This window comes from Natronolimnobius sp. AArcel1, assembly GCF_011043775.1.
In the GTDB taxonomy this organism is placed as follows: domain Archaea; phylum Halobacteriota; class Halobacteria; order Halobacteriales; family Natrialbaceae; genus Natronolimnobius.
Window position 1 is genome coordinate 261,553 of record NZ_JAAKXY010000006.1, and the last position, 18,912, is coordinate 280,464.

An 18,912-nucleotide genomic window follows, 5' to 3' on the forward strand; every position below is an offset into this window, starting at 1 on the left:
AAGATTAGTATCGTTTCAGTACCCAAAATGATCGTCAATGCGGTATTGCACTCATTGAAGCACACATCCATACGTTTCGATTTCGAGTCGGACAGCAGATTTATATCGCATCACAAAAAGAGTCGGCCAATGCTACTCTCAGTGGATGGGTCAGAAACTGCGGAATCCCAGTCAGTAAGCTATCGCGTTATTACGGAAATTGCGGCCAAAGAAGGGATCGACCCAATGGATCTCGAACCACCTGAATATGAAGCGCTCTACGATGCAATCAATCCAGAAGCCCTGGATTCACTGTTTGCCCCGCGAGCGGACGGTGATGAACGAACCACCGGCCGCGTCGAATTTACGTTCTGTGAGTACCATGTCGTTGTCTCGAGTGACGGCACTGTTGACGTCCGGAACGAACCCTGACGGCGCAACTGCCCTCGCGTGTTGCTGTCCGGCGACGGCTTAGCGCCGTCGCCAACTACCCCGTATCGGTTCGAACAGATCAATCAGCGGTGACGTCAATTCGCTCGCGCCACTGCTCGGGAAGCGGTTTCGATGAGTCAGTTGTCTCGTCGACTAGTACCTGTACCGTTTTTGCCGTGGCCGCTTGCTCGTCGTTGGTCCGGATTTCGTACTCAATCGGGATACTCGAGGTTCCAAGTTCCGGCACACCGAGCGCGACGGTGACGGCCGCGTCGGCGTCGATTGGGCGAGTATAATCAATCTCGAGGCGAGCCAGTACAGTGCCGACCTCGGTCAGGGAGACACCGAGGACATCCCGAAAGTAGGCCTCTCTGGCCTGCTCGAGATAGGTCGCATACGTTGCGTTGTTGACGTGGCCCATAAAATCGATGTCGCGGAGCCGAACGTCAATATCGACTTCGTAAGGGTACTCGTCCATACGCAACCTGACGGGCGCATGTACTGTATGTGTGCCGCTCTCGGGATCCCCAGCGAGACTACGGCGTCTGTGTGCCACAGGCTGCTTCGAAGACTTCCTGGTGAAGCCGGTCAGTGACAGTCTCGAGCAGTGGCTGCATGTTTTTCGTGTCGGCACGATTGTACTCGATGAGCGTCTCGAGGGCAGCGTCGTCGCCGCGTTCGTACTCGTGCCAGAGACGGACGGCGTCACGGCCGCTGATATCGGGCATGTCCCGGTCGATGCCGAGGTCGCGCTCGATGGACTTCAGCCCGCCTTCGAGGCCGACTTTCTTGCACGCGTACATGAGATCAACGTGTGGAACGGTTACGTCGACATCGTAGCAGGTCTCGAGGAAGGGAACGTCAAAGCGCGCGCCGTTGAAGGTGACCAACAGCGACGACGACTCAAGTTCGCGCTCTAAGCGGTCGCGCGTCAAATCGCGGCCGTTGACGAATGTTTTCGTCTCGCCAGCCTGGTGGAGACTGACCGTTGTCACGTCGTTACAGGTCGCATCGAGGCCGGTCGTCTCAATGTCCAAAAAGCACGTCTGCTCGCGGACGTTCTCGTAGAGACGCCAGCGACTCGCGACCGGGAGTTGCTCTGCAAAGGGAGACACGTCGCCGCGCTCGAGGTGGGTTCGCCCCTCGTCGATGAAGCGCTCGATCCGGTCTGCGAGAGTGTCGCCGACGACGCTGCCGTCGAACTCGTCCCAGTGGGTGATGCCGTTTTTCCACAGTCGACGCTCGGTCGCGTCACCGACGCCCTCTACGGGAATGAAACTATTCTCGATTCGCACTACCAGTGTCAGCGTCCCCAGTGAGTAAAAGCGCTTGGATCGCGAGTCGAACCCGTTCTATAGCGGAATCCAGGCTGTCGAACCCTGCTCGCGGAGGTGCCATCGCTGCTCGTACGCTCCGCCGCTGGTCCGAACCTCGACGACGGCATCGAACAACGGCTCGAGGAGGCTCACGGCTTCGTGATCGCGGTTGAGCGCCAGATGGTAGTGTCCCATCCCGTTGACGTGGTCGACGCCCGAGGTCGTGATGTGGAGGAGTCGAAACACCGTCTCTGCGTCGTGGTCCTGAAAGAGTGTGACCAGCGAGTCGACACAGACGCGCAGTTCTGCCGGCTCGAAGCCATCCGCATCCGCCTCGAGGTCGCCTATCGTATCGATAATCTCACTGCCAAGCGTTTCGATTGGGACATCGTCATCGCCTGCGGCGTCTGCGAACTCGATTGATCTGACGGCTGCTGGTGGCTCGCTGCCCTCATCGGCGCCCTCGGCGGCGGTGGTTCGCGCCCGCTCTTTGCTCGCAGTCACGAACAGATGGTACCCCTCGCTGTGGTCCCCGCTGTAGCCGTAATCGTGGTCGTGGGCACTCGAGTCGCCGCCCGACCCACAGAGTCGATCACAGAGCGCGCCGTGAGCGTCTGCCGGTGTTGCACCGACGACTAAGACGTTGCTTCCCTCCCGTTTGAGTGTCTCGAGCGCGCGTGCAAAGGCTGCACCCTCAACCGCGACACTCCCGCGATCACGTTCCATCCATTGTAATGGATATTGGTCGGCGAAATAAATATTGTGGACGCGCGCGGACGGACGAACAGACAATCGTGGGTGTGGTTCGCATCCAATCGGCCGACTTTTCATCCTGGCAACCGTATGCCGACTATGGCCGACTCCGACGACGACGAACTCGCCGACGCCATCCGCGAGTTAACCCAGACGCTCGAGGCGCTTCGAACGGAACTCGAGGGCTCGCATCGACGGCGTGGCCCCTCACTTCGCCCACCGACGCCGCGAGACGTGCTCAACTTTGCAGACACCGTTGCCATTCCAACTGCACTTACCGTTCTCAAATCGAGTATTCGCGCGCTCGAGGCCTTCCAGCGCGGGATCGATCTCGTCCGAACGGAACAGGAGGTCCGTGACAAGACCTCGGAAGCGAGTGCAGTCGCCACTGACCGCGCAGACGAGGTCCGCAAAACGACGCTTTCGCGTCTCGATACCGTCCTCTCAGAACTCCAGCGTGCGGCCTCGAGCGGTGCCTTGCCGGCCGACGAGGAAGCACGCGATTTGCTCACGGAAGCGCGGACGCTCCGCGATGATGTCGATGCGCGACTCCGAGAGGCGACGAGCCAGACCGAACCGGACGACCTGTCCGAGACGGAATCCACTGAATCCGACCCCCACGACAGCACACCCGTCGAAATCGATATTGACGACGGGACGCCTGAGAGTGAGGACAGCAGCAAAGAGGACGAAGAACGCAATCCCGGCTCGGCTGTCGACGTCGATGCCGAACTCGAGACCCTCAAAGATCAGTACAGCGAGGACGAATCAGACGAAAGTACGGGTGCCGACACGACCGACACGACAGACAGCGACGACACGGACGCCGACAACGAGACTGCAGATGGCGACGAGTCTCCCGAGGGGTCAGATACTATGGACTCGGACTCGAGTACTGATAGCGATGACGCAGACGAAAACGGCGACGACGAGAGTTAAACGGGTTCGAATCGGTAGCCGTCCCACTCCTGACTGTCGGATTCGCGGATGCCGGCACCGGGTTCGCGCAGTTCCTCGACGTAGACCGGACGGACCTCGTCGCCGGTTTCGATCTCGTCAGTCGTCGCCTGCCCGATTGCCCGGACTGACTCACCGTCGACATCGAACTCGACGATTGCGAGCGTGTTCGGCTCACGGACGCCGGGTGGCGTTGCCGTCGAGGTCGTCCAGGTGACGACTTCGGCGGTGTACTCGCTCAGATCGATCGTTTCTGCAGGTTCTGCTCCGCCCGGTCCGCGCGGATGGCCGGGGTAGCTAATCGAGCCGTCTTCGTATCGGATCGCTTCCATCGTCATTGTGCTGCCTCCATGATGGTCGTGATGACACAGTTACCGAAGCCGCCGACGTTACACGTGAGACCGACGTCCGCTTCGACCTGTCGCGGTCCAGCCTCGCCGACGAGCTGTTCGTAGATTTCGACGCCCTGGGCGACGCCGCTCGCGCCGAGTGGGTGGCCCTTGGACTTGAGGCCGCCGGAGGTGTTGACCGGCAACTCGCCCTTATCGCGTTCCGTGTAGCCCTCCTCGATTAGTTTCCAGGCCTCGCCCTGGTCTGCGAAACCAAGTCCCTCCATCTGGAGGAACTCGAGAATAGTGAACATATCGTGGAGTTCAGCGACGTCGATGTCGTCGGGACCGTAGCCGCTCATCTCGTAGGCACCCTTGCCGCTCTCGACGACGCCGCCCATGATCGTTGGGTCTTCGCGCTCGTGGACGACGTGAGTGTCGGTCGCGCCGTCGATGCCAGCGATAACGGCGTAGTTGTCCGTGTACTCCTTCGCGACGGATTCAGGACAGAGCATGAGTGCGGCCGAGCCGTCGGTGATCGGACAGAAGTCATACAGCCGCAGCGGGTCCGCAACGATCGGCGACTCGAGGACAGTCTCGAGGTCGACTTCCTTCTGGAACTGCGCGTGGGGGTTGTCGACGCCGTTTTTGTGATTCTTGACAGCGACTTTGCCAAGGCTCTCTCGAGGGGCATCGAAGCGCTCGAGGTAGTGTCGCGCCGTCAGGCCAGCAAACGAGGGGAGCGTGACGCCGGTTTTGTACTCGGCGGGATGAGTCAGCGAGGCGATCACGTCGGTTGCCTCGCCGGTCGTCTTGTGGGTCATCTTCTCGCCGCCGACGAGGAGCGTCATGTCGCTTGCGCCGCTTGCGACCGACTGCCAGGCGGCGTAGATACCCGCGCCGCCGCTGGAACTGGTCTGGTCGACACGCTGGGTGTACGCCGGCACCGCATCGATGTCGTGTGCGAGTGCGTTCACGACGCCACTTTGGCCCTCGAACTCGCCGCTTGCCATGTTCGAGACGTACAGGTGCTCGACGTCCGCTGCATCGACGCCTGCATCCTCGAGACAGTCGATCCCGGCCTCCGCGAGGAGGTCAAGAACCCACTCCTCGCGCTGCCCGAACTGGGTCATCGACGAGCCAATGATTGCAACACGTTCCATATCCACCTACACACAGGTCTGTGCTTTATATGATTGGGATCTGCGGCGCACCTGCTGATGCGTGTCGTTTAGTACCAACTGCAGCGGTCGCCCTCGAGATAGTATAAAAGGATTTTACTCTCGGATTGAAAGAGTGGTCCTACGAACGACGAGTCTGCGCCTAGTCACCCGTGACTGGCTCACTGGCGATCACTCCTCACCCCGACAACGCATGCAGACATCACACGACTTTCGTACGAATCGCGAGCTGTTCTCAAATCACTATCTCGAGGCCCACCTGCCGGAGACGACGGCCTGGAACGCAGTCAGCGATGCGACACTCGAGGCGGCCTACGAGGGCCTCAACGCGCTCTGGGGGGACGCAAACGAAACCGCACCGAAGCGAAACGAAGCCCAACTCGAGGAGCGGTTCATCCGGCCGGTGTTTCGCCACCTCGGGATTCCGTTCGAAGTCGAAGAAAGCACGGAGCGAACGCAGCGCCGGCCCGACTACGGCTTCTTCGAGTCCGAAGCGAGCGCCCGCGAGGCGTTCGAGCGCCGGGAGGATGGTGGAGACTTCTACGCGAATGCGGTCGCAATCGCGGACGCCAAACGCTGGGATCGCCCACTCGATACCCGTGGCTCTGGCGAGCACACACGGGACTTCGAAAACCCAAGCTACCAGATTCACGTCTATTTGCAGGAAACGCCCGCCGAGTGGGCCGTCCTCACGAACGGCCGCACATGGCGACTCTACTACGCGCCGATGAGTCACCGCCTCGATTCGTACTACGAGATTGATCTCCCCGAACTCCTCGAGACCGGCGACCTCGAGGCGTTCAAGTACTTTTATCTCTTCTTTCGCCACGAGGCATTGCTTGCGGACGGCGAGCGCTGTTTTCTCGATGCTGTCTATCACGAGTCGACAGTCTTTGCGGCGGAACTCGGCGCAGACGTTCAAGAGAACGTCTACGAGGCGATTACGGTGCTGGCCGAGGGCTTTCTCCAGTATCCGGAAAACGACCTCGAGGCGAGCGATCTCGAGCGGATTCACGATAGTTCGCTCATCTACCTCTATCGGCTCATTTTTGTACTCTATGCGGAAAGCGAGGGGCGAGAACTGCTGCCGACAGACAACGAGATCTATCGCCAATCGTACAGCCTGAACGCGCTCAAACAGGAAGTTGCGACGGAACTGGACGGGCCACAGCAGGCCTATCACGCCTGGCAGGACACGCTTCACGCCCGACTCGAGGAACTGTTCCAACTCATTGACCAGGGAAGCGAGGCTTGCGGGATTCCGCCAGAAACGCTCGCGGTGCCGGCGTACAACGGCGGCCTCTTTCGAACCGACCCCGACGAGAATGATAGCCCGGAAGCGCAGTTTCTCGCGACACACACCGTCGGTGACCACGCGCTCGCGCGGGTGATCGAACTATTGGCGCGACGCGAGGCAGACGACGGCAGCAAGCGCTTCGTTGATTACTCCTCGCTCGAGGTGCGCCATCTGGGAAGCATCTACGAAGGGCTGCTCGAGTATCGACTCAACGTGGCCGACGAGCCGGTAGCGCTCGAGGGTGGCGAGTACGTTCCCGTCGACGCCGACGCTGACGCCAGCGACGAGACGGTCGTCACCGAGGGAGAGGTCTATCTGACGACAGACAGCGGAGAGCGGGCTGCAACTGGCTCGTACTACACACCCGAGTACATCGTCGAGTACATCGTCGAGGAAACGCTCGGTCCGCTGGTCGCAGAGATCCAGGCTGACCTCGAGGATGACGCCAGCGACGAGTATGCTGACCGATTTGCCGAGCGTATCTTCGAATTACGCATCCTCGATCCCGCGATGGGAAGTGGGCACTTCCTGACGAGCGCAGTCGACTATCTCGCACGAGCGATCATCGATGCACAAGAGACCCAGGCCGCCCAGCACGGCCTCGAGACGGTGGATCCGGCCCGAGACATCAACTGGGCGCGACGGCGGGTCGCCCAGCGCTGTCTCTACGGCGTCGATCACAATCCGCTCGCAGTCGAACTCGCGAAGGTATCGCTGTGGCTTCGCACCCTGGCTGCCGAACAGCCACTGGCGTTTCTCGACCATCACCTCAAAACTGGCAACTCGCTCATCGGCAGCGACATCGAGGACGTACTCGATGGAGACACCGACGCGACCGAGGGCGGCCAACTCACCCTCGAGCAGTCGTTCGAACACACACGAACGCGCGCGCTCGAGCACGTCATGGACCGATTTCAGGAACTGCTTGCGATCGATAACGAAACGCTTGCAGACGCCAAGGCGATGGAAGACGCCTACGGCGAGGTACAGGCGGATCCGCTCTATCAGCACCTGCTGGCGATGGCGAACGTGCACACGGCAGCGGCGTTTGGGCTAGCCGTTCCCGATGACGCCCAACGACGCATGGCCGAGGCACTGCGAGATGACTCTTGGGAGACAATCGAACGCCAAGAGTGGTTCCGCGCTGCCCAGCAACTGGCTTCCGAGGAACGCGTTTTCCACTGGGAACTCGAGTTCCCGGTCGCGTTTTACGATACAGATGGCACTCGCCGCGCGGATGCCGGCTTCGACGCCGTGATCGGGAATCCGCCGTACATCAACATCGTTCGCGTTCCCGACGACCACGTCGACTATCTCAAAGCCGAATACGAGACAGCGTTCCGCCGATTCGATCTGTATGTGCTGTTCTCAGAACTCGCCTACGAAATCAGCGCTGCAGACGCCTATCACGCCTATATCGTCCCGGACAAACTCCTCACGGAATCGTACGCGACGAACTGGCGACGGCTGACGCTCGAGGAGCATGGGCTCGAAACACTCCTTGACGTGCGCGAGGCGAACGTCTTCGACGATGCGACGAACGCACCAATCGCGTTCGTGGTCCGCTGTGGAGGGTCATCCGAGTCAGTTGTGATCGACGAGCGAGTCGGTACCGACTCGGAGCCAGTGTTCGCACCCCGCACCGAACTCCCGACCAGTGGCTTTCTCGAGACGCCTGACGCACAGATACGACTCGACTGGACCGACCATACGCAGGCACTCCTCGAGACGATTCGTGCGGACACCATCCCGCTCTCGAGGGTTGCCTACGCGAGTTGGGGCGCACAGCCGGGCAATGCGAGCCGGTTCGTCTTCGACGAGCGCCCGGACGATCTAGATCAAGCGGAGATCAAACCGTTGCTCAAGGGCAGCGACCTCGAGAGGTTCGCAGTTTCTGACCGGGAGCGGTTCCTCTGGTACGAGCCGGATGAACTCCACCGACCGGCGTTTCCCGAACTGTTCGAGAGCGAGAAGCTGTGTTTCCGGAAAGTGGCTGGCCAGCGCGGCCTCGTTGGCACGTTCGACGCTGAAGGCTTTTACACCGAAGATTCCGTCATCAACGTGATCCGCAAGGCCGACTTGCTCGAGACAGACGAGGATACCCTGCGTGCCCGCGGGATCGACGTCGTCGACGAGTCACGTCCTACGAGCGACGACGGCGACGACGACGGAACGGCACAGACACACACCTACGACAGAGATACGATCATCTACACGGACGACCTCGAGCGTTCGCGCGACCTCTCCTTGCAGGCTCTGCTCGGCATCGCCAACTCGAAACTGTTGCACTACTACTACGCGACGGCAATCAGCGGCCAGTTGAACGTCTTCCCTGAGCACGTTCGGTCGCTCCCGATCGATATGGGGGCTGCGACCGACGACGAAATAGCCAGTGCGGCAGCCCGAATCAGCGAGTTACAGACACAGAGAGACGCGCTAAACGGCGACGTGCTTGCGTATCTCCCATCCGAGCCTGACGGGCCAGCCCTTCCAGATATTGGCCTGTACCAGCCCGCCGACTCGTCGATTCTCGAGGCCACAGCCGACGAGTACGACGGGCTTCGCATCGGCACCGTTCGAGCCAAACGCGATGGGGAGACGGTCACGATCACGGCGACGGCGCGGTACAAGCCCGATGACGAGGACGACCACGAAACCGACCGATGGGGCTACACGGAAACCGGATTTCACGACGCATTTTCACTCGCGGCGCTCGATGAAACAGAGGCCACGCTCGTTGCAGCGTTCGTCCCTGCCGCAGCCGCCAGGGCTGGCGGATTCGCCGGCTTCCGTGAAACGGCGACGAAGACCAACTCGCTTCTTGACCGGCTCACAGCCATGGTCATCCCTGAACCCGACAGCGTTGCTGCCGACCTCGAGCGCTATAGCGAGACGACCGCCAGAATTGCCGACCTCGAGGCCGAACGCGAACGCCTCGAGGACCAAATCGATCGCCATGTCTATGAACACTACGGGCTCTCCGAGACAGAAATTGAACGGGTTGAATCGGCGATTCGCGACGAATAACAGAGAGACGGGACGACGTTGACGCTACGCTGACTCGGCCGCTGTCGCCTGTAACTCACTCGCGCGCGAGCGTGCCTGTGAGATGACGGCGGGTCGGGCTTCGAACGAGACCACTACGTCCTCATCGCCGTAGCTCACGTCATCGACGTTTGCATTATCGTGAATCCACGAAACGAGACTCATCGTCTCGTCGGTCATCGGCAGCATGAGCCGTTCTTCTTCCCACTCGGGCAGTTCGTGGTCGATGCGCTCGAGCATCGTATCGACGTTCGTTCCCGTCTTTGCGCTGACGGTGACTGGGGCTGGCGCGAGCGAGGAGAGTGCGGCTTTTTTCTCCTCAAGTTCCTCGTCATCGACCTGATCGATCTTGTTCAACACTGTCACGATCGGCGCTTCGTTGCGCTCGTAGAGGGTGTCGTGGCAGGTGACGAGTTTCTCGTGAATCTCGTCGATTTCCTCGCTGACGTCGACGACGAGTAAGACCAGATCCGCTCGGTAGACCGAATCGAGCGTCGACTTGAACGATTCGACAAGCCAGTGGGGTAGGTCGCTGACGAACCCAACGGTGTCCGTGACGAGGACATTTCGTGGCTCAATGGCCGCGCGGCGAGTAGTGGTTCCGAGCGTGGTAAAGAGTTTGTCCTGGGACTCGGCTGTCGGGTCCAGATCCCGATGCAGATCCTTGTTTTCGTCCACCGAGAGATCGTCGGCGAGTTGGCGCAACAGCGTCGACTTCCCGGCGTTAGTGTAGCCCGCCAATGCGACCAGATCGAAGCCCGAATCACGTCGCCGTTCCCGGCGGTGCTCTTCAGTTTGCTCGATCTGCTCGAGTTCGTCATTGATCCGGCTGATCTGGTCTTTGATGTCGCGTTCGCGACTCTCATCGTACTCACCAAGCCCCATGAAGCCGGGGTGCTCATCGCGTTTGGCGAGACTGGTTTTGGCCTCCGCGCGAGGGAGTTCATATCGTAGTTCAGCGAGTTCGACCTGTAACTGGGCTTTGCGTGTTTGGGCGCGCTGGCCGAAAATCTCGAGGATGAGCGTAAACCGGTCGATGACCTCGACACCTTTGGGCAGGAGTTGGCCGAGGTTGTACGTCTGATAGGGGCCGAGTCGGTTGTCGAAGATGACGGTCGTCGCGTCGGTATCGACGACGCGCTCGGCGAGTTCTTCGGCTTTCCCTTCCCCAAGTTGGAGGGCAGAGTCAGCCCGTCGAGACTGGGTGACCGCTCCAACGACGGTGTAGCCGGCCGCTTCGGCAAGGTCACGAATTTCGGTCGTATCTGGCGTTCCGGAGTCGACGCGTTTAGCAATGATCGCGTTCATGCGAATGTTCTCGTGCGCTGTCGGTGCGTGGACGCTGTGACGTGTCCGCGAATCGATACGGCGCGCTGGCTGTGGGTGGGTGGTCGGCTGGCACGTCGCCAACGGAATCGCATACGCTCACTCGAGTCGTCAGGTATGTCCAGCCAGGTGTGACCCGAGCGACGCGGCTGTTGGCATGACCGCTGACACGACAGCGTCTCGCTGCTCATACGAACGATGCCAGCAGTTCACCTCGGTTCAGGTCGCGAATTGACAGCGTCATAGACTCCTGTAAGCGGCCGATGGTCTTGAATCCCGTGCTCGGTACTGTCTGGCGAGCGGTCTGCAGAACATATGACAGACACCAAGAGAGTCAGATAATCACAACAGTCATTGAACCCGACTCGAATGCTCACTGTGATGATCGACGTCGATCCAACGACGCTCGCCCTCGAGTTTCTCGCCGCTGCAGTCCTCGGGGCACTGGTCGGGTTTGGGGCGAAACGAGTTGCAAAACTTCTCGCGATAATTATTGGCGTCCAGTTGATGGTCGTTCGCTATCTCGAGTCACAGGAGATTCTCATTATCGACTACGAACGCCTCACGGCTGGTCTTGTCGCCTCGCAAGAACAGGTAGCAACCGCTGGTGCCGAGATACACTGGGCTGAATCACTGCTCGCGACTGTGCCGGTCGGTGTCGGCTTCCTCAGTGGCTTTCTGATCGGCTACCATCGCGGCTGAATCGGGTTTCCGTTACTACCAGCCTACCGCGTTTTCAGATCGTCTTTGTCTTTGACTATTTCCGTCTCTGCCTTGCCGCTCGAGTGTTCGTTGACAACGTCATAGAAGTCATTTTGCATCCCTGCGGGGAACGTAACGGCACCGATCCACGAGCCATCTGGTTGCCACTCCTCTCGCTCTAAGTCGCCGAACTGGCGAACCTGTGCCTGTGCACTGCCAGCATACTCTGCTGGAATTTGGACGGCAACGGTCACTTCCTCAAAACGGATCGGAATAATCGGCCGTAGTTCATCGAGTGCGTCGTCGACCTGTGACTCGACCGTCTCCATCGGATCGACAGTAAAGCCCGCCTCCTCGAGGGCGTTCTCGATGCGCTCTGGTGGGTGGGGCGCATTATCCATCTGCGGATTGATCGCGTTGCGCGCGATCGTGGTGATCAACTGCTTGCGTTTTTGCTCTTGCATCTCACGGCGCTGGTCGGCCGTGATCTGAATCTCTCCCTCTTTGATAACTTCGGGGATGATCTCGAGTGGCTCCGTTGTCTCGAAGACTTTCTCGAGATCCTCTTCGGCCGGTCGATCACCGCGCGAGGCATCCTCAAAGACGTCTTCGGCGGCGATTACCTCCTCTAAGTCGCCGTTGAACTCATCGCGTTTGATCGCGAGTGCCGCATCCGGGTCGACAAGCACCTCGAAGCGCGCTCCGTGTGACTCGAGTCGCGCCGTCACTGCCTCGTCGAGTGATATCATACCGGAGCATACCCTCGGGCAGGTAAAAGAGCTTTTCCTGCTGGTCGGCGCGAACGGGTCGTTGGTAGTCGGACAGTCAGTGGTAGAATCGAATCGCAAGCGGGGTCAGCGCCGGTCGCAAAGAGACGGTGACAGCAACCGACGACCCCGAGCGCACCACCGCGGTGCGGTCAGTTCGCGTTCGGGTCTCGATTACGGGTCGTTACTCGTCGTCGGCTTCTTCGTCCTCATCGCTGCTGAGGAGGTCGTTCTCGTCGAGGTGGGTTTCGATCGTGTCGTGGTCGAACTGGTCGAACTTCTCGGTCTCAACATCGATCGTTGCGAGGCCGACCTCGCTCGGGAGCAAGGAGCCGTCGTTGACCGACGCAAGCGCGTCGAGGGCGAGCGCGATGCCGCCGTCGAGGTCTGCTTCCTCGTCGTAGTTCTCCTCGAGGTACTCCTGAAGGTCGGCGCGTTCGGCACCGACGGCCAGGGCCTTCCACTCGTATGGCGTCCCCGAGGGGTCGGTCTCGAACAGGCGAGGTTCGCCGTTGTCGACGCCGCCGACAATCAGTGCAACGCCGAACGGTCGTGCGCCACCGACCTGCGTGTACTGCTGAATGTGGTCAGTGACTTCTTTCGTCAGCGTCTCGACGCCGATTGGCTCGCCGTAGCGCAGCTGGTTAACCTGCGTCTGTCGGCGCGCGAAGTCGATCAGCTGGCGGGCGTCGGCGACGTGGCCGGCGCTTGCGATACCGATGTGGTTGTCCGCACGATGGATCTTCTCGACGCTCGAGTCCTCGAGCAGCGGCGATGGGACTCGTTTGTCGACGGCGAGTACGACGCCGTCTTGGGTCCGCACACCGATGCTGGCTGTTCCTCGTTTGACCGCCTCACGGGCGTACTCGACCTGGTAGAGTCGACCATCCGGTGAGAAGATCGTGATGCCGCGGTCGTAGGCCTGCTGTTGGGCTTGTCCCTGCATAGTATCACGCTAAATTGAATCGTAATCGAGGTCTGTCGCACCCGTGAACGCCTCATCGAGTCGCACGTCCGCGAGATCATCTCGCACAATCGCGACTCGCTCTTCGTTCCCGAACACGACGTTTCTCTGTCCAGAAAGTTGCCGGCGGCGTCCTAAATACTTTTCTTCAGCGGCACGGATCGTGCCACTGATACCGCAAACCCGGATACCGACGGCGTCACCGTCGATCTCGTCGATACAGGCGATCGCCGCTCGAGCCGAGTCTGTCTCGCCGTGTCTGACTTTGATAATGGCTTCGCCGACGCCGTCTGCGAATTCGAAGTTCACAACTTGCAACAACGCATCGGCACTGCCTGGGTCGCCAAGCAGGTTCTGGCCGGCATACCACACCTCGCGCTGAAACGACCGCCGATCGAGGTCGGCATCAGGCCAGGATTCGAGGGCGACAGCCAGATACCGCCAGCGCGGGCGGAGGTGTTTGGGGAGGTGTTTCATTGGCTCACTCGTCCGTTTCCAGCCCCGTCTCAGCGGTGGCTGGCGACGTTGGCATCCGTTCGGCGACGAGGACGCCAACCTGCTCGTGGACGCGTTCGACTGCCGTCAGCGAGAACCCAGCGTCAGTAAAGGCATCCGCAAGCTCACCGACCGTCGCCGGATCGTCAACCTCGGGCGAATAAAACACTGCATCGGGGTCTGGCTCGCCGAAGAACATCACATCGCCGAGGACGAATTTCTGTGGCTCGAGCGCGGCGATGACGTCGATTGCCTCGCGTTTTTCGTCGTCCGAGAGATGGTGCATCGCGAAGTTCGAGGTGACGACGTCCACGCGAGCGGAGCGAGTGTGGGCTCGAGGCGTCTCCGACGACTCGGTGTCGACCGCGCCGTCGTACTCGGGTTCGCGGAACGTGCCGTAGTCGAACTCGAGGTTCTCGAGGCCCTGTTCGTCGGCTTTCGCTCGCGCTTCGTCCATCATCCCCTCGCTGATGTCGCGGCCGACAACTCGCTTCGCGTCGGGTGCGAGCGCAAGTGCAATCGCGCCGGTTCCGGTTCCAAGATCGAGAACGATGTCGTCTGCTTCGGGCGCGGCGTGTTCGATCACGAGGTTCGCACAGGCGCGATACTCGTCAGACTTCGACTCGTCGTATTCCGTCGCCTGTTCGTCGAAACGTGCGGCATGGTCCTCAAGGCTCTTCTTCATATCTCCCTCGTTCGACCCCTGGCTCAATGAACGACTCGGACTGAATCCGCCGATTGCGCTCGGCGAGGCGTTTCCATTCAGCAAGTCCATCCTCGATGAACCCACTCGAGAAGCCAAGTTCCTCGCCAAGCGCGTCCAGTTCCCGCGGCGCGCGTATCTCGAGGTGTGAACTCGGCCGCGCGCTGACCACGTAGGGGGCGTCGTAGTGATCGACGATTTCGCGGAGTTTGCGAAGCGATTGCAGCGCTCGCACGCGCCGACCGCCATGGGTCCGAAGTACCGGCGAGAGATCGAACTCGAGACGGACACCGTTCTCGAGGGCTGCTTTCACGATGACGTGATTCACGTCGCCATCGCCAGCGAACGGCTGAGCGAGCACGTCGACTTTTTCATTTTCAACGGCGAAGCGATTCAGGGCCGGCGAGCCGCCGGCAACTGCGACGATCGTCTTGTCGGTCCGGTAGTTCCCCACTGCACCGCTTGCCTGCTCGGGCGTGTCCGCGTGAATTTCGATCCCCGAGACGACATCGACGCCGTAACGCTCGCGGATCTCATCGGCGTCGTACGTCGCTCGAGCACCGGCGCGATTGCGGACGACCACACCCTCGAGGCCGTAGTCGGCGGCCGTCGCCGCAACTCTGGCGACCGTACTGTCTCCGTCTGGATCGGCGTGGACGGCCTCGTACATATCCAGACTCTCTCGAGGCGGCGACTTGGGGTTTGCGTCATGTGTTGGTGATTGCACCCGAAATCGAGAAATTGAATGGCCGGGAGTGCGCCTCGAGCAACGCGAGAGGCGCACGACTCGGGGAAGGGCAGGCTGCCACACGTAACTCACCGCAAGCAGCCTTCGACTGCGAGCGGGCCGACGACTAACCCGAAGGGGAAGGAGGAATGTTCTCGTGAGTGAATGCGAACGAGAACTCGGAAGACGCAAAGCGTCTTTCGAACGACAGCGCAAAAGTTCGGTTCTAGTTCAGGATGGACTGTGCGACGGTCGCGAGCTGGCCGTTGTCGGCTTCCTGCAGGCGCTCGTCGCCGATTTTGAGGCGCAGGCGCGGACGACCAACGTCGATTGGGACCTTCTCGGTGTCGATCAGGCCCATATCCTCGAGTTTGGTCTTCGTGCGGCTGAACGTTGCCTTGGAGGCGATGCCGACGTCTTCGCCCCACTTGCTGATGTCGTACAGCAGCGCGTCGTTTTTGGCTGCGACGAGCAGCGAGATGGTGACCTCATCGAGGCCGTCGCCGTCGCCACGGGCGGTCTCGAGCGAACTCAGGATGGAACTGAAGTCGTCTTCGGCGTCGGGGCTGATTTCCTCGGAGAGGGTTTCGCGAACGGCCGTAATCGGTGGCGTTCGGAGGTTGTATTCGGTGGCGTCTGCCCAGCGGTTTGCATAGGTGTCGTAGGTGTCCTCGACGAAGCTCTCGTCGTCGGTGACGAGGCCGCCGACGCGGTCGCCAGCGTGGACGATAGCGATGACTTCGTCTTCAGTAATCAGCAGCGAGTTCTCGGGTGCCTCTGCGAGCGTACGCAGGGCAAGGGCGTCCTCGCTGATCAGGTCGGCTGCATTCGAGGCGACGATGAAGTCGTCCATGACCTCTTTGAGCGTTCGCTCGTCTGCGAGCATGTGGACTGTGGGGAGTTCGCCCTCGAGGTCGCTTGCAACGCCGATGAACTCTTCGATGGCGTCCCAGGATGGGTTGACCATGTACACGTCTCCGGTGGTGTCCTCGAGCACAGAGCCGAGGATATCATCAATCTGATGGTTGAGTAAATTCGAAGTCATCTTTCTACAGAAGTAAACGAACACCGGCTACTTAATTTTGGCGGCCATTTGCACGCCATAACTTCTCGTCTCGTGAATGAATTGGTAATTTTTGATCCTAACATCGCTACCAGATGACAATGTTGTTGTCTAATTAATACATCTCAAGTGTGAAGCAACCGCTGTGGAGGGGGGTGGAGCCCATGCTGGAACAAATTGGTGTTGGTGAGTCAAAACTAATCGTCGTGGTAGTAGCCACGAAATGTGGACAGTGTTTCTCTGCCGTCATTGAAGCATAGTAACTATTATGTGGTCCGTGATTCACGATAGCACGTATGGTTGGGAGCCACTCTCACTGTCGACGGACCGATCAACCGATCGCACACCTACTGACAGCGATTCGGACGCGTCTCGAGACCAACCTCACCTGTCGCGCAAAACGCGTGAGCACCTACAGCGGACCGTAACAGGTGTTAGAGCCACACGAAACGAGCCGGATTAATAGTTTAGGAAACGCTCACTGAAACTGCCTCGAGAGCGCTCGAGACCAGTAGATATCGCCATTGTAGATTACTGCTGCATCACAGTCTGCAAGCAGTGAGGCAACCTCGTCGCGCTCGAGTAAGAAGTTCGATTCGTTGCCACAGAGCGTTGCGAGTTCGTTTTCGTCGGTGTGAGGGACGTAGTAGGTCCCAGTCGTCTGTGTCGAGTAGCAGTCGAACGTGACGAGATACTGGTTGGGCACGGCTGTCTCACTGTCGTCGTCGGGAACTGCCTCGAGGGTTATCGTCGTGGGTTGTTGATGCTCGCCGTCGGTCAGTGAGTGCGTGCCGTCGCCGACAACGGCGTAGTCTTTGCCCATCATGATTCGGCTGCGCGCGAGGCTCATGGCACGTTCGATGCTAAAGCCGTTCGCGAGGAAGGTCGCAAACGAGGAGCCAACCTTGAGCGCGTGGTCGTTGAGCACTTTCGTGAACGTGACTGCTCCCGCAACGCTGCCTTTCTCGATGAGCGTCTGGCCCTCGTAAAAGGAGCCACAGGCATTGAGGAAGAACGTCTGTGTACGACAGCGATCGAGACTCGAGGCCGCGAGATTGCCGTCGGGACAGCGCAAGCCGTCGGTTTCGCAGTGGCCGATGTAGTGGACGAAGTCATGGCGACTCTCGAGGATGCGAGCGAGGTCTGCCGTTCGAAGTGATTCATCGACCGTGACGTCGATCGACCGGTCCTCGGCACGGCGGCGATACGTTTCGGCGACGGCTTCGTGTTCGCCTGCCATCTCGGCGTCGTTGAGGATGACGCGAATCGACATGGGACCACTCGAGTCATCTCCGTTTGCGAGGTACTCGAGTCGGTTGCGGTAGGCAGCGGGATCGGATTTGAAGACGTCGATCGGGACGCCATCGGCGAGCCAGCCGTGTGTGCGTCCGTGGTGGAGTTCGGGTTTGACGACATCGACCGAAGCGACCTGCCCGGTACTTGCACGAGTTCGTGTGCTGGTCTGTGACTGTGAGCGCAAACTCGAGTGTGTCATATCAGTGTGATTGCTCGAGCCAGCGAGCGTCTCGGTCCGGCCCGGTTGCTCACGATCGGTCGGCGGGGTGACTCGGTAGAAATCGTCGAGTGAGCGCTCGACGAGTTCCTGGCCTTCGAGTTCGGTGGTCCGTGGCTGGTAGATGAGGCTCATCCGATCGAGCAAGAACGGCAGCGTCTCGAGGCGGTCGTAGGTGGGGGTGACGTACGTCGCGAGGTGCCACTCGGGGAGTCGGTGTTCGATCGCTTCGAATGGGATTTCGAGGTAGGCAGCCAATCGGTCCTGTGGGCTCGCCTCGTAGAGGTACTCGCTGTTGAGTCCGAGGGCGTCGATCAGTTTGAGCTCCGAGAGCGACGTACCGTAGGGGCCGACGTTTCGGACCAAACAGTCCAGAAAGAACGTTTTGCGGAGCAACTGGGCGATATCGTCCTCGAGCGCTGGAAGGGGTTCGAGTTCGGTTTCGACACCGCGGTCAGCCAGCCGAATGCGTGCGTAATCGAACCGGTTGTCGGTCGTGACCGTCGCTTGCAGATAGTACGCAAGCGGCGCGATACTGTACAGTGCCTCGTAGTTCGGCGGAACGATGAGTTCGATGCCGGTGTCTGGACACTCGCGCTCGAGGTGGGTCGGAATCTCGAGGGTGTCACCGGACTCGAGCAGCGGTGGGTGACCCCGAAGGGTGGGGTAGGTTCGGTCCGGCCCGTCCGTTTTGTGGGCGACACTGAGATGTGAGAGAGCCTCAGCAATGGCATCGGGCTGGTCGGGGACGGTAATTGTATCGACTGGCAACTCGTTCCGGCTTCGGAATCCGAGGATGACGCGGGTTTGCTCGGGCAAAGAGAGAGTGACCGATTCGAACCCATCCGTCTGCGTGAGCGTTGCACGCCCGCTCAGGCGAACGTACGTCTTGATCTCTGCATCGATGTCGATTACGTAGTCGTCTGCCGGCAACGATAGCGACTCGTCGGTTGGGGTGAGTTCGTACCGCGTGTCTGTCTCGAGTGAAAATGCATAGACAACGGCGTGGGGAACGGTCAGCTCGCTCGTCGAGACAGCGAGTGTTTCGTCGACCGGTCGTGGAAACGTTGTCGTGCATGCAGCGACACGGTCGACGCCGTCGACGGCAAGCTCCGCGCTCGCGCGGTCTGTCACACGAAGCGTTGATCCGATACGTTCCCACTCGATCATTGGCTCTTCTGAATGGTCCGTGGTTTAGTTAATTGTTCTGAACGTTACCATCACTTATGGCTACCGGTCGGGTTACCAGTCGACTCGAGTCCACGGTGTCTCGTGATCGGACACCCACTGTTTACGTACCGCTGCAGTGACGGTCAGTCGTGTCTATCTTTGAGTGGCTTACTGCGCTGTAATTAGTCTGGTG

Annotated in this window: 18 protein-coding genes and 1 pseudogene; 6 read left to right on the plus strand and 13 right to left on the minus strand. The window is 60.0% G+C overall.

The features are described from left to right. Positions 1–129: 129 nt before the first annotated feature. Together G6M89_RS18960 and G6M89_RS22910 are read left to right on the plus strand one after the other, a co-directional pair. The gene (locus G6M89_RS18960) at positions 130–411 is read left to right on the plus strand and encodes a HalOD1 output domain-containing protein (protein WP_165163467.1); all 282 of its coding nucleotides are present in this window, start codon (positions 130–132) and stop codon (positions 409–411) included. A 12-nt stretch (positions 412–423) separates the two neighbouring features. After that, positions 424–504, plus strand: a pseudogene (locus G6M89_RS22910) (LEPR-XLL domain-containing protein); the annotation flags it as partial. Here the strand turns inward: G6M89_RS22910 and G6M89_RS18970 are convergent. Genes G6M89_RS18970 through G6M89_RS18980 form a run of 3 tightly spaced genes read right to left on the minus strand, consistent with a single transcriptional unit; the run spans position 491 to position 2,453 of the window. Beyond that, on the minus strand, positions 491–889 hold the full coding sequence (locus G6M89_RS18970; protein ID WP_165163468.1) for a thioesterase family protein: 399 nt from the start codon (positions 887–889) through the stop codon (positions 491–493). The pseudogene G6M89_RS22910 and the gene G6M89_RS18970 overlap by 14 nt on opposite strands. Before the next feature lie 58 nt (positions 890–947). Then, the gene (locus G6M89_RS18975) at positions 948–1,706 is read right to left on the minus strand and encodes a ribonuclease H-like domain-containing protein (RefSeq protein WP_165163469.1); all 759 of its coding nucleotides are present in this window, start codon (positions 1,704–1,706) and stop codon (positions 948–950) included. A gap of 57 nt (positions 1,707–1,763) precedes the next feature. Next, positions 1,764–2,453: a hypothetical protein gene (locus G6M89_RS18980; RefSeq protein ID WP_165163470.1), complete on the minus strand. Its 690-nt coding sequence runs from the start codon at positions 2,451–2,453 to the stop codon at positions 1,764–1,766. Positions 2,454–2,579: 126 nt separating this feature from the next. Between G6M89_RS18980 and G6M89_RS18985 the strand changes: the two genes are divergently transcribed. Further along, positions 2,580–3,419: a hypothetical protein gene (locus G6M89_RS18985; protein ID WP_165163471.1), complete on the plus strand. Its 840-nt coding sequence runs from the start codon at positions 2,580–2,582 to the stop codon at positions 3,417–3,419. Here G6M89_RS18985 and G6M89_RS18990 read toward each other — a convergent pair. Both G6M89_RS18990 and G6M89_RS18995 read right to left on the minus strand, forming a co-directional pair. Then, complete coding sequence (locus G6M89_RS18990) at positions 3,416–3,775, minus strand: OB-fold domain-containing protein (RefSeq protein WP_165163472.1); 360 nt, start codon at positions 3,773–3,775, stop codon at positions 3,416–3,418. The two genes, G6M89_RS18985 and G6M89_RS18990, sit on opposite strands and share 4 nt — an antisense overlap. Beyond that, the gene (locus tag G6M89_RS18995) at positions 3,772–4,929 is read right to left on the minus strand and encodes a thiolase family protein (RefSeq protein WP_165163473.1); all 1,158 of its coding nucleotides are present in this window, start codon (positions 4,927–4,929) and stop codon (positions 3,772–3,774) included. The genes G6M89_RS18990 and G6M89_RS18995 overlap by 4 nt, the downstream gene beginning before the upstream one ends. A 211-nt stretch (positions 4,930–5,140) precedes the next feature. Between G6M89_RS18995 and G6M89_RS19000 the strand changes: the two genes are divergently transcribed. After that, complete coding sequence (locus G6M89_RS19000) at positions 5,141–9,271, plus strand: Eco57I restriction-modification methylase domain-containing protein (protein ID WP_165163474.1); 4,131 nt, start codon at positions 5,141–5,143, stop codon at positions 9,269–9,271. A gap of 24 nt (positions 9,272–9,295) precedes the next feature. Here G6M89_RS19000 and hflX read toward each other — a convergent pair whose 3' ends face one another. Next, positions 9,296–10,597: a GTPase HflX gene (gene hflX, locus G6M89_RS19005; protein WP_165163475.1), complete on the minus strand. Its 1,302-nt coding sequence runs from the start codon at positions 10,595–10,597 to the stop codon at positions 9,296–9,298. A gap of 399 nt (positions 10,598–10,996) precedes the next feature. On the opposite strand from hflX, the gene G6M89_RS19010 reads away from it, so the two are divergent. Next, a complete protein-coding gene (locus tag G6M89_RS19010) occupies positions 10,997–11,317 on the plus strand; it encodes an FUN14 domain-containing protein (RefSeq protein WP_165163476.1) in 321 nt (106 codons plus the stop codon). 23 nt (positions 11,318–11,340) lie between these two features. On the opposite strand, the gene G6M89_RS19015 is transcribed toward G6M89_RS19010, so the two are convergent. The 6 genes from G6M89_RS19015 to tbsP all read right to left on the minus strand — a co-directional run bounded on the left by G6M89_RS19015 (position 11,341) and on the right by tbsP (position 16,018). Beyond that, entirely contained in the window at positions 11,341–12,066 is a 726-nt protein-coding gene (locus G6M89_RS19015) for a ribosome assembly factor SBDS (protein ID WP_165163477.1), read from the minus strand. A 202-nt stretch (positions 12,067–12,268) separates the two neighbouring features. Then, positions 12,269–13,030 carry an archaeal proteasome endopeptidase complex subunit alpha gene (gene psmA, locus G6M89_RS19020; protein ID WP_165163478.1) on the minus strand — a complete coding sequence of 254 codons (762 nt, stop codon included), beginning with the start codon at positions 13,028–13,030 and terminating at the stop codon, positions 12,269–12,271. A gap of 9 nt (positions 13,031–13,039) precedes the next feature. Continuing rightward, the gene (locus tag G6M89_RS19025; protein WP_165163479.1) at positions 13,040–13,525 is read right to left on the minus strand and encodes an Rpp14/Pop5 family protein; all 486 of its coding nucleotides are present in this window, start codon (positions 13,523–13,525) and stop codon (positions 13,040–13,042) included. A 4-nt stretch (positions 13,526–13,529) separates the two neighbouring features. Further along, on the minus strand, positions 13,530–14,228 hold the full coding sequence (locus G6M89_RS19030; RefSeq protein ID WP_165163480.1) for a class I SAM-dependent methyltransferase: 699 nt from the start codon (positions 14,226–14,228) through the stop codon (positions 13,530–13,532). Then, positions 14,212–14,916, minus strand: a complete 705-nt coding sequence (locus G6M89_RS19035; protein ID WP_165163481.1) for an RNase P subunit p30 family protein — start codon at positions 14,914–14,916, stop codon at positions 14,212–14,214. Before G6M89_RS19035 ends, G6M89_RS19030 begins: the two co-directional genes overlap by 17 nt. A 283-nt stretch (positions 14,917–15,199) precedes the next feature. After that, the gene (gene tbsP, locus G6M89_RS19040; RefSeq protein ID WP_165163482.1) at positions 15,200–16,018 is read right to left on the minus strand and encodes a transcriptional regulator TbsP; all 819 of its coding nucleotides are present in this window, start codon (positions 16,016–16,018) and stop codon (positions 15,200–15,202) included. A 314-nt stretch (positions 16,019–16,332) separates the two neighbouring features. Here tbsP and G6M89_RS22630 point away from each other — a divergent pair, with 314 nt between their 5' ends. Continuing rightward, positions 16,333–16,464: a hypothetical protein gene (locus tag G6M89_RS22630; RefSeq protein ID WP_255488555.1), complete on the plus strand. Its 132-nt coding sequence runs from the start codon at positions 16,333–16,335 to the stop codon at positions 16,462–16,464. A gap of 50 nt (positions 16,465–16,514) precedes the next feature. Here G6M89_RS22630 and G6M89_RS19045 read toward each other — a convergent pair whose 3' ends face one another. Then, positions 16,515–18,719, minus strand: coding sequence for a hypothetical protein (locus G6M89_RS19045; RefSeq protein WP_165163483.1), 2,205 nt, complete (start codon positions 18,717–18,719; stop codon positions 16,515–16,517). Between the last annotated feature and the right edge of the window lie 193 nt (positions 18,720–18,912).

Excerpts from the sequence above, each read along its gene's own strand:
- G6M89_RS18985 (WP_165163471.1), top strand. The coding sequence starts at position 2,580 with ATGGCCGACTCCGACGACGACGAACTCGCCGACGCCATCCGCGAGTTA.
- psmA (WP_165163478.1), bottom strand. The coding sequence starts at position 13,030 with ATGCAGGGACAAGCCCAACAGCAGGCCTACGACCGCGGCATCACGATC.
- G6M89_RS19045 (WP_165163483.1), bottom strand. The coding sequence starts at position 18,719 with ATGATCGAGTGGGAACGTATCGGATCAACGCTTCGTGTGACAGACCGC.
- G6M89_RS19025 (WP_165163479.1), bottom strand. The coding sequence starts at position 13,525 with ATGAAACACCTCCCCAAACACCTCCGCCCGCGCTGGCGGTATCTGGCT.
- G6M89_RS19015 (WP_165163477.1), bottom strand. The coding sequence starts at position 12,066 with ATGATATCACTCGACGAGGCAGTGACGGCGCGACTCGAGTCACACGGA.
- G6M89_RS18980 (WP_165163470.1), bottom strand. The coding sequence starts at position 2,453 with ATGGAACGTGATCGCGGGAGTGTCGCGGTTGAGGGTGCAGCCTTTGCA.
- G6M89_RS19000 (WP_165163474.1), top strand. The coding sequence starts at position 5,141 with ATGCAGACATCACACGACTTTCGTACGAATCGCGAGCTGTTCTCAAAT.
- G6M89_RS19030 (WP_165163480.1), bottom strand. The coding sequence starts at position 14,228 with ATGAAGAAGAGCCTTGAGGACCATGCCGCACGTTTCGACGAACAGGCG.
- G6M89_RS19010 (WP_165163476.1), top strand. The coding sequence starts at position 10,997 with ATGATCGACGTCGATCCAACGACGCTCGCCCTCGAGTTTCTCGCCGCT.
- G6M89_RS22630 (WP_255488555.1), top strand. The coding sequence starts at position 16,333 with ATGGTTGGGAGCCACTCTCACTGTCGACGGACCGATCAACCGATCGCA.
- hflX (WP_165163475.1), bottom strand. The coding sequence starts at position 10,597 with ATGAACGCGATCATTGCTAAACGCGTCGACTCCGGAACGCCAGATACG.
- G6M89_RS18990 (WP_165163472.1), bottom strand. The coding sequence starts at position 3,775 with ATGACGATGGAAGCGATCCGATACGAAGACGGCTCGATTAGCTACCCC.
- G6M89_RS18970 (WP_165163468.1), bottom strand. The coding sequence starts at position 889 with ATGGACGAGTACCCTTACGAAGTCGATATTGACGTTCGGCTCCGCGAC.
- G6M89_RS18960 (WP_165163467.1), top strand. The coding sequence starts at position 130 with ATGCTACTCTCAGTGGATGGGTCAGAAACTGCGGAATCCCAGTCAGTA.
- G6M89_RS18995 (WP_165163473.1), bottom strand. The coding sequence starts at position 4,929 with ATGGAACGTGTTGCAATCATTGGCTCGTCGATGACCCAGTTCGGGCAG.
- tbsP (WP_165163482.1), bottom strand. The coding sequence starts at position 16,018 with ATGACTTCGAATTTACTCAACCATCAGATTGATGATATCCTCGGCTCT.
- G6M89_RS19035 (WP_165163481.1), bottom strand. The coding sequence starts at position 14,916 with ATGTACGAGGCCGTCCACGCCGATCCAGACGGAGACAGTACGGTCGCC.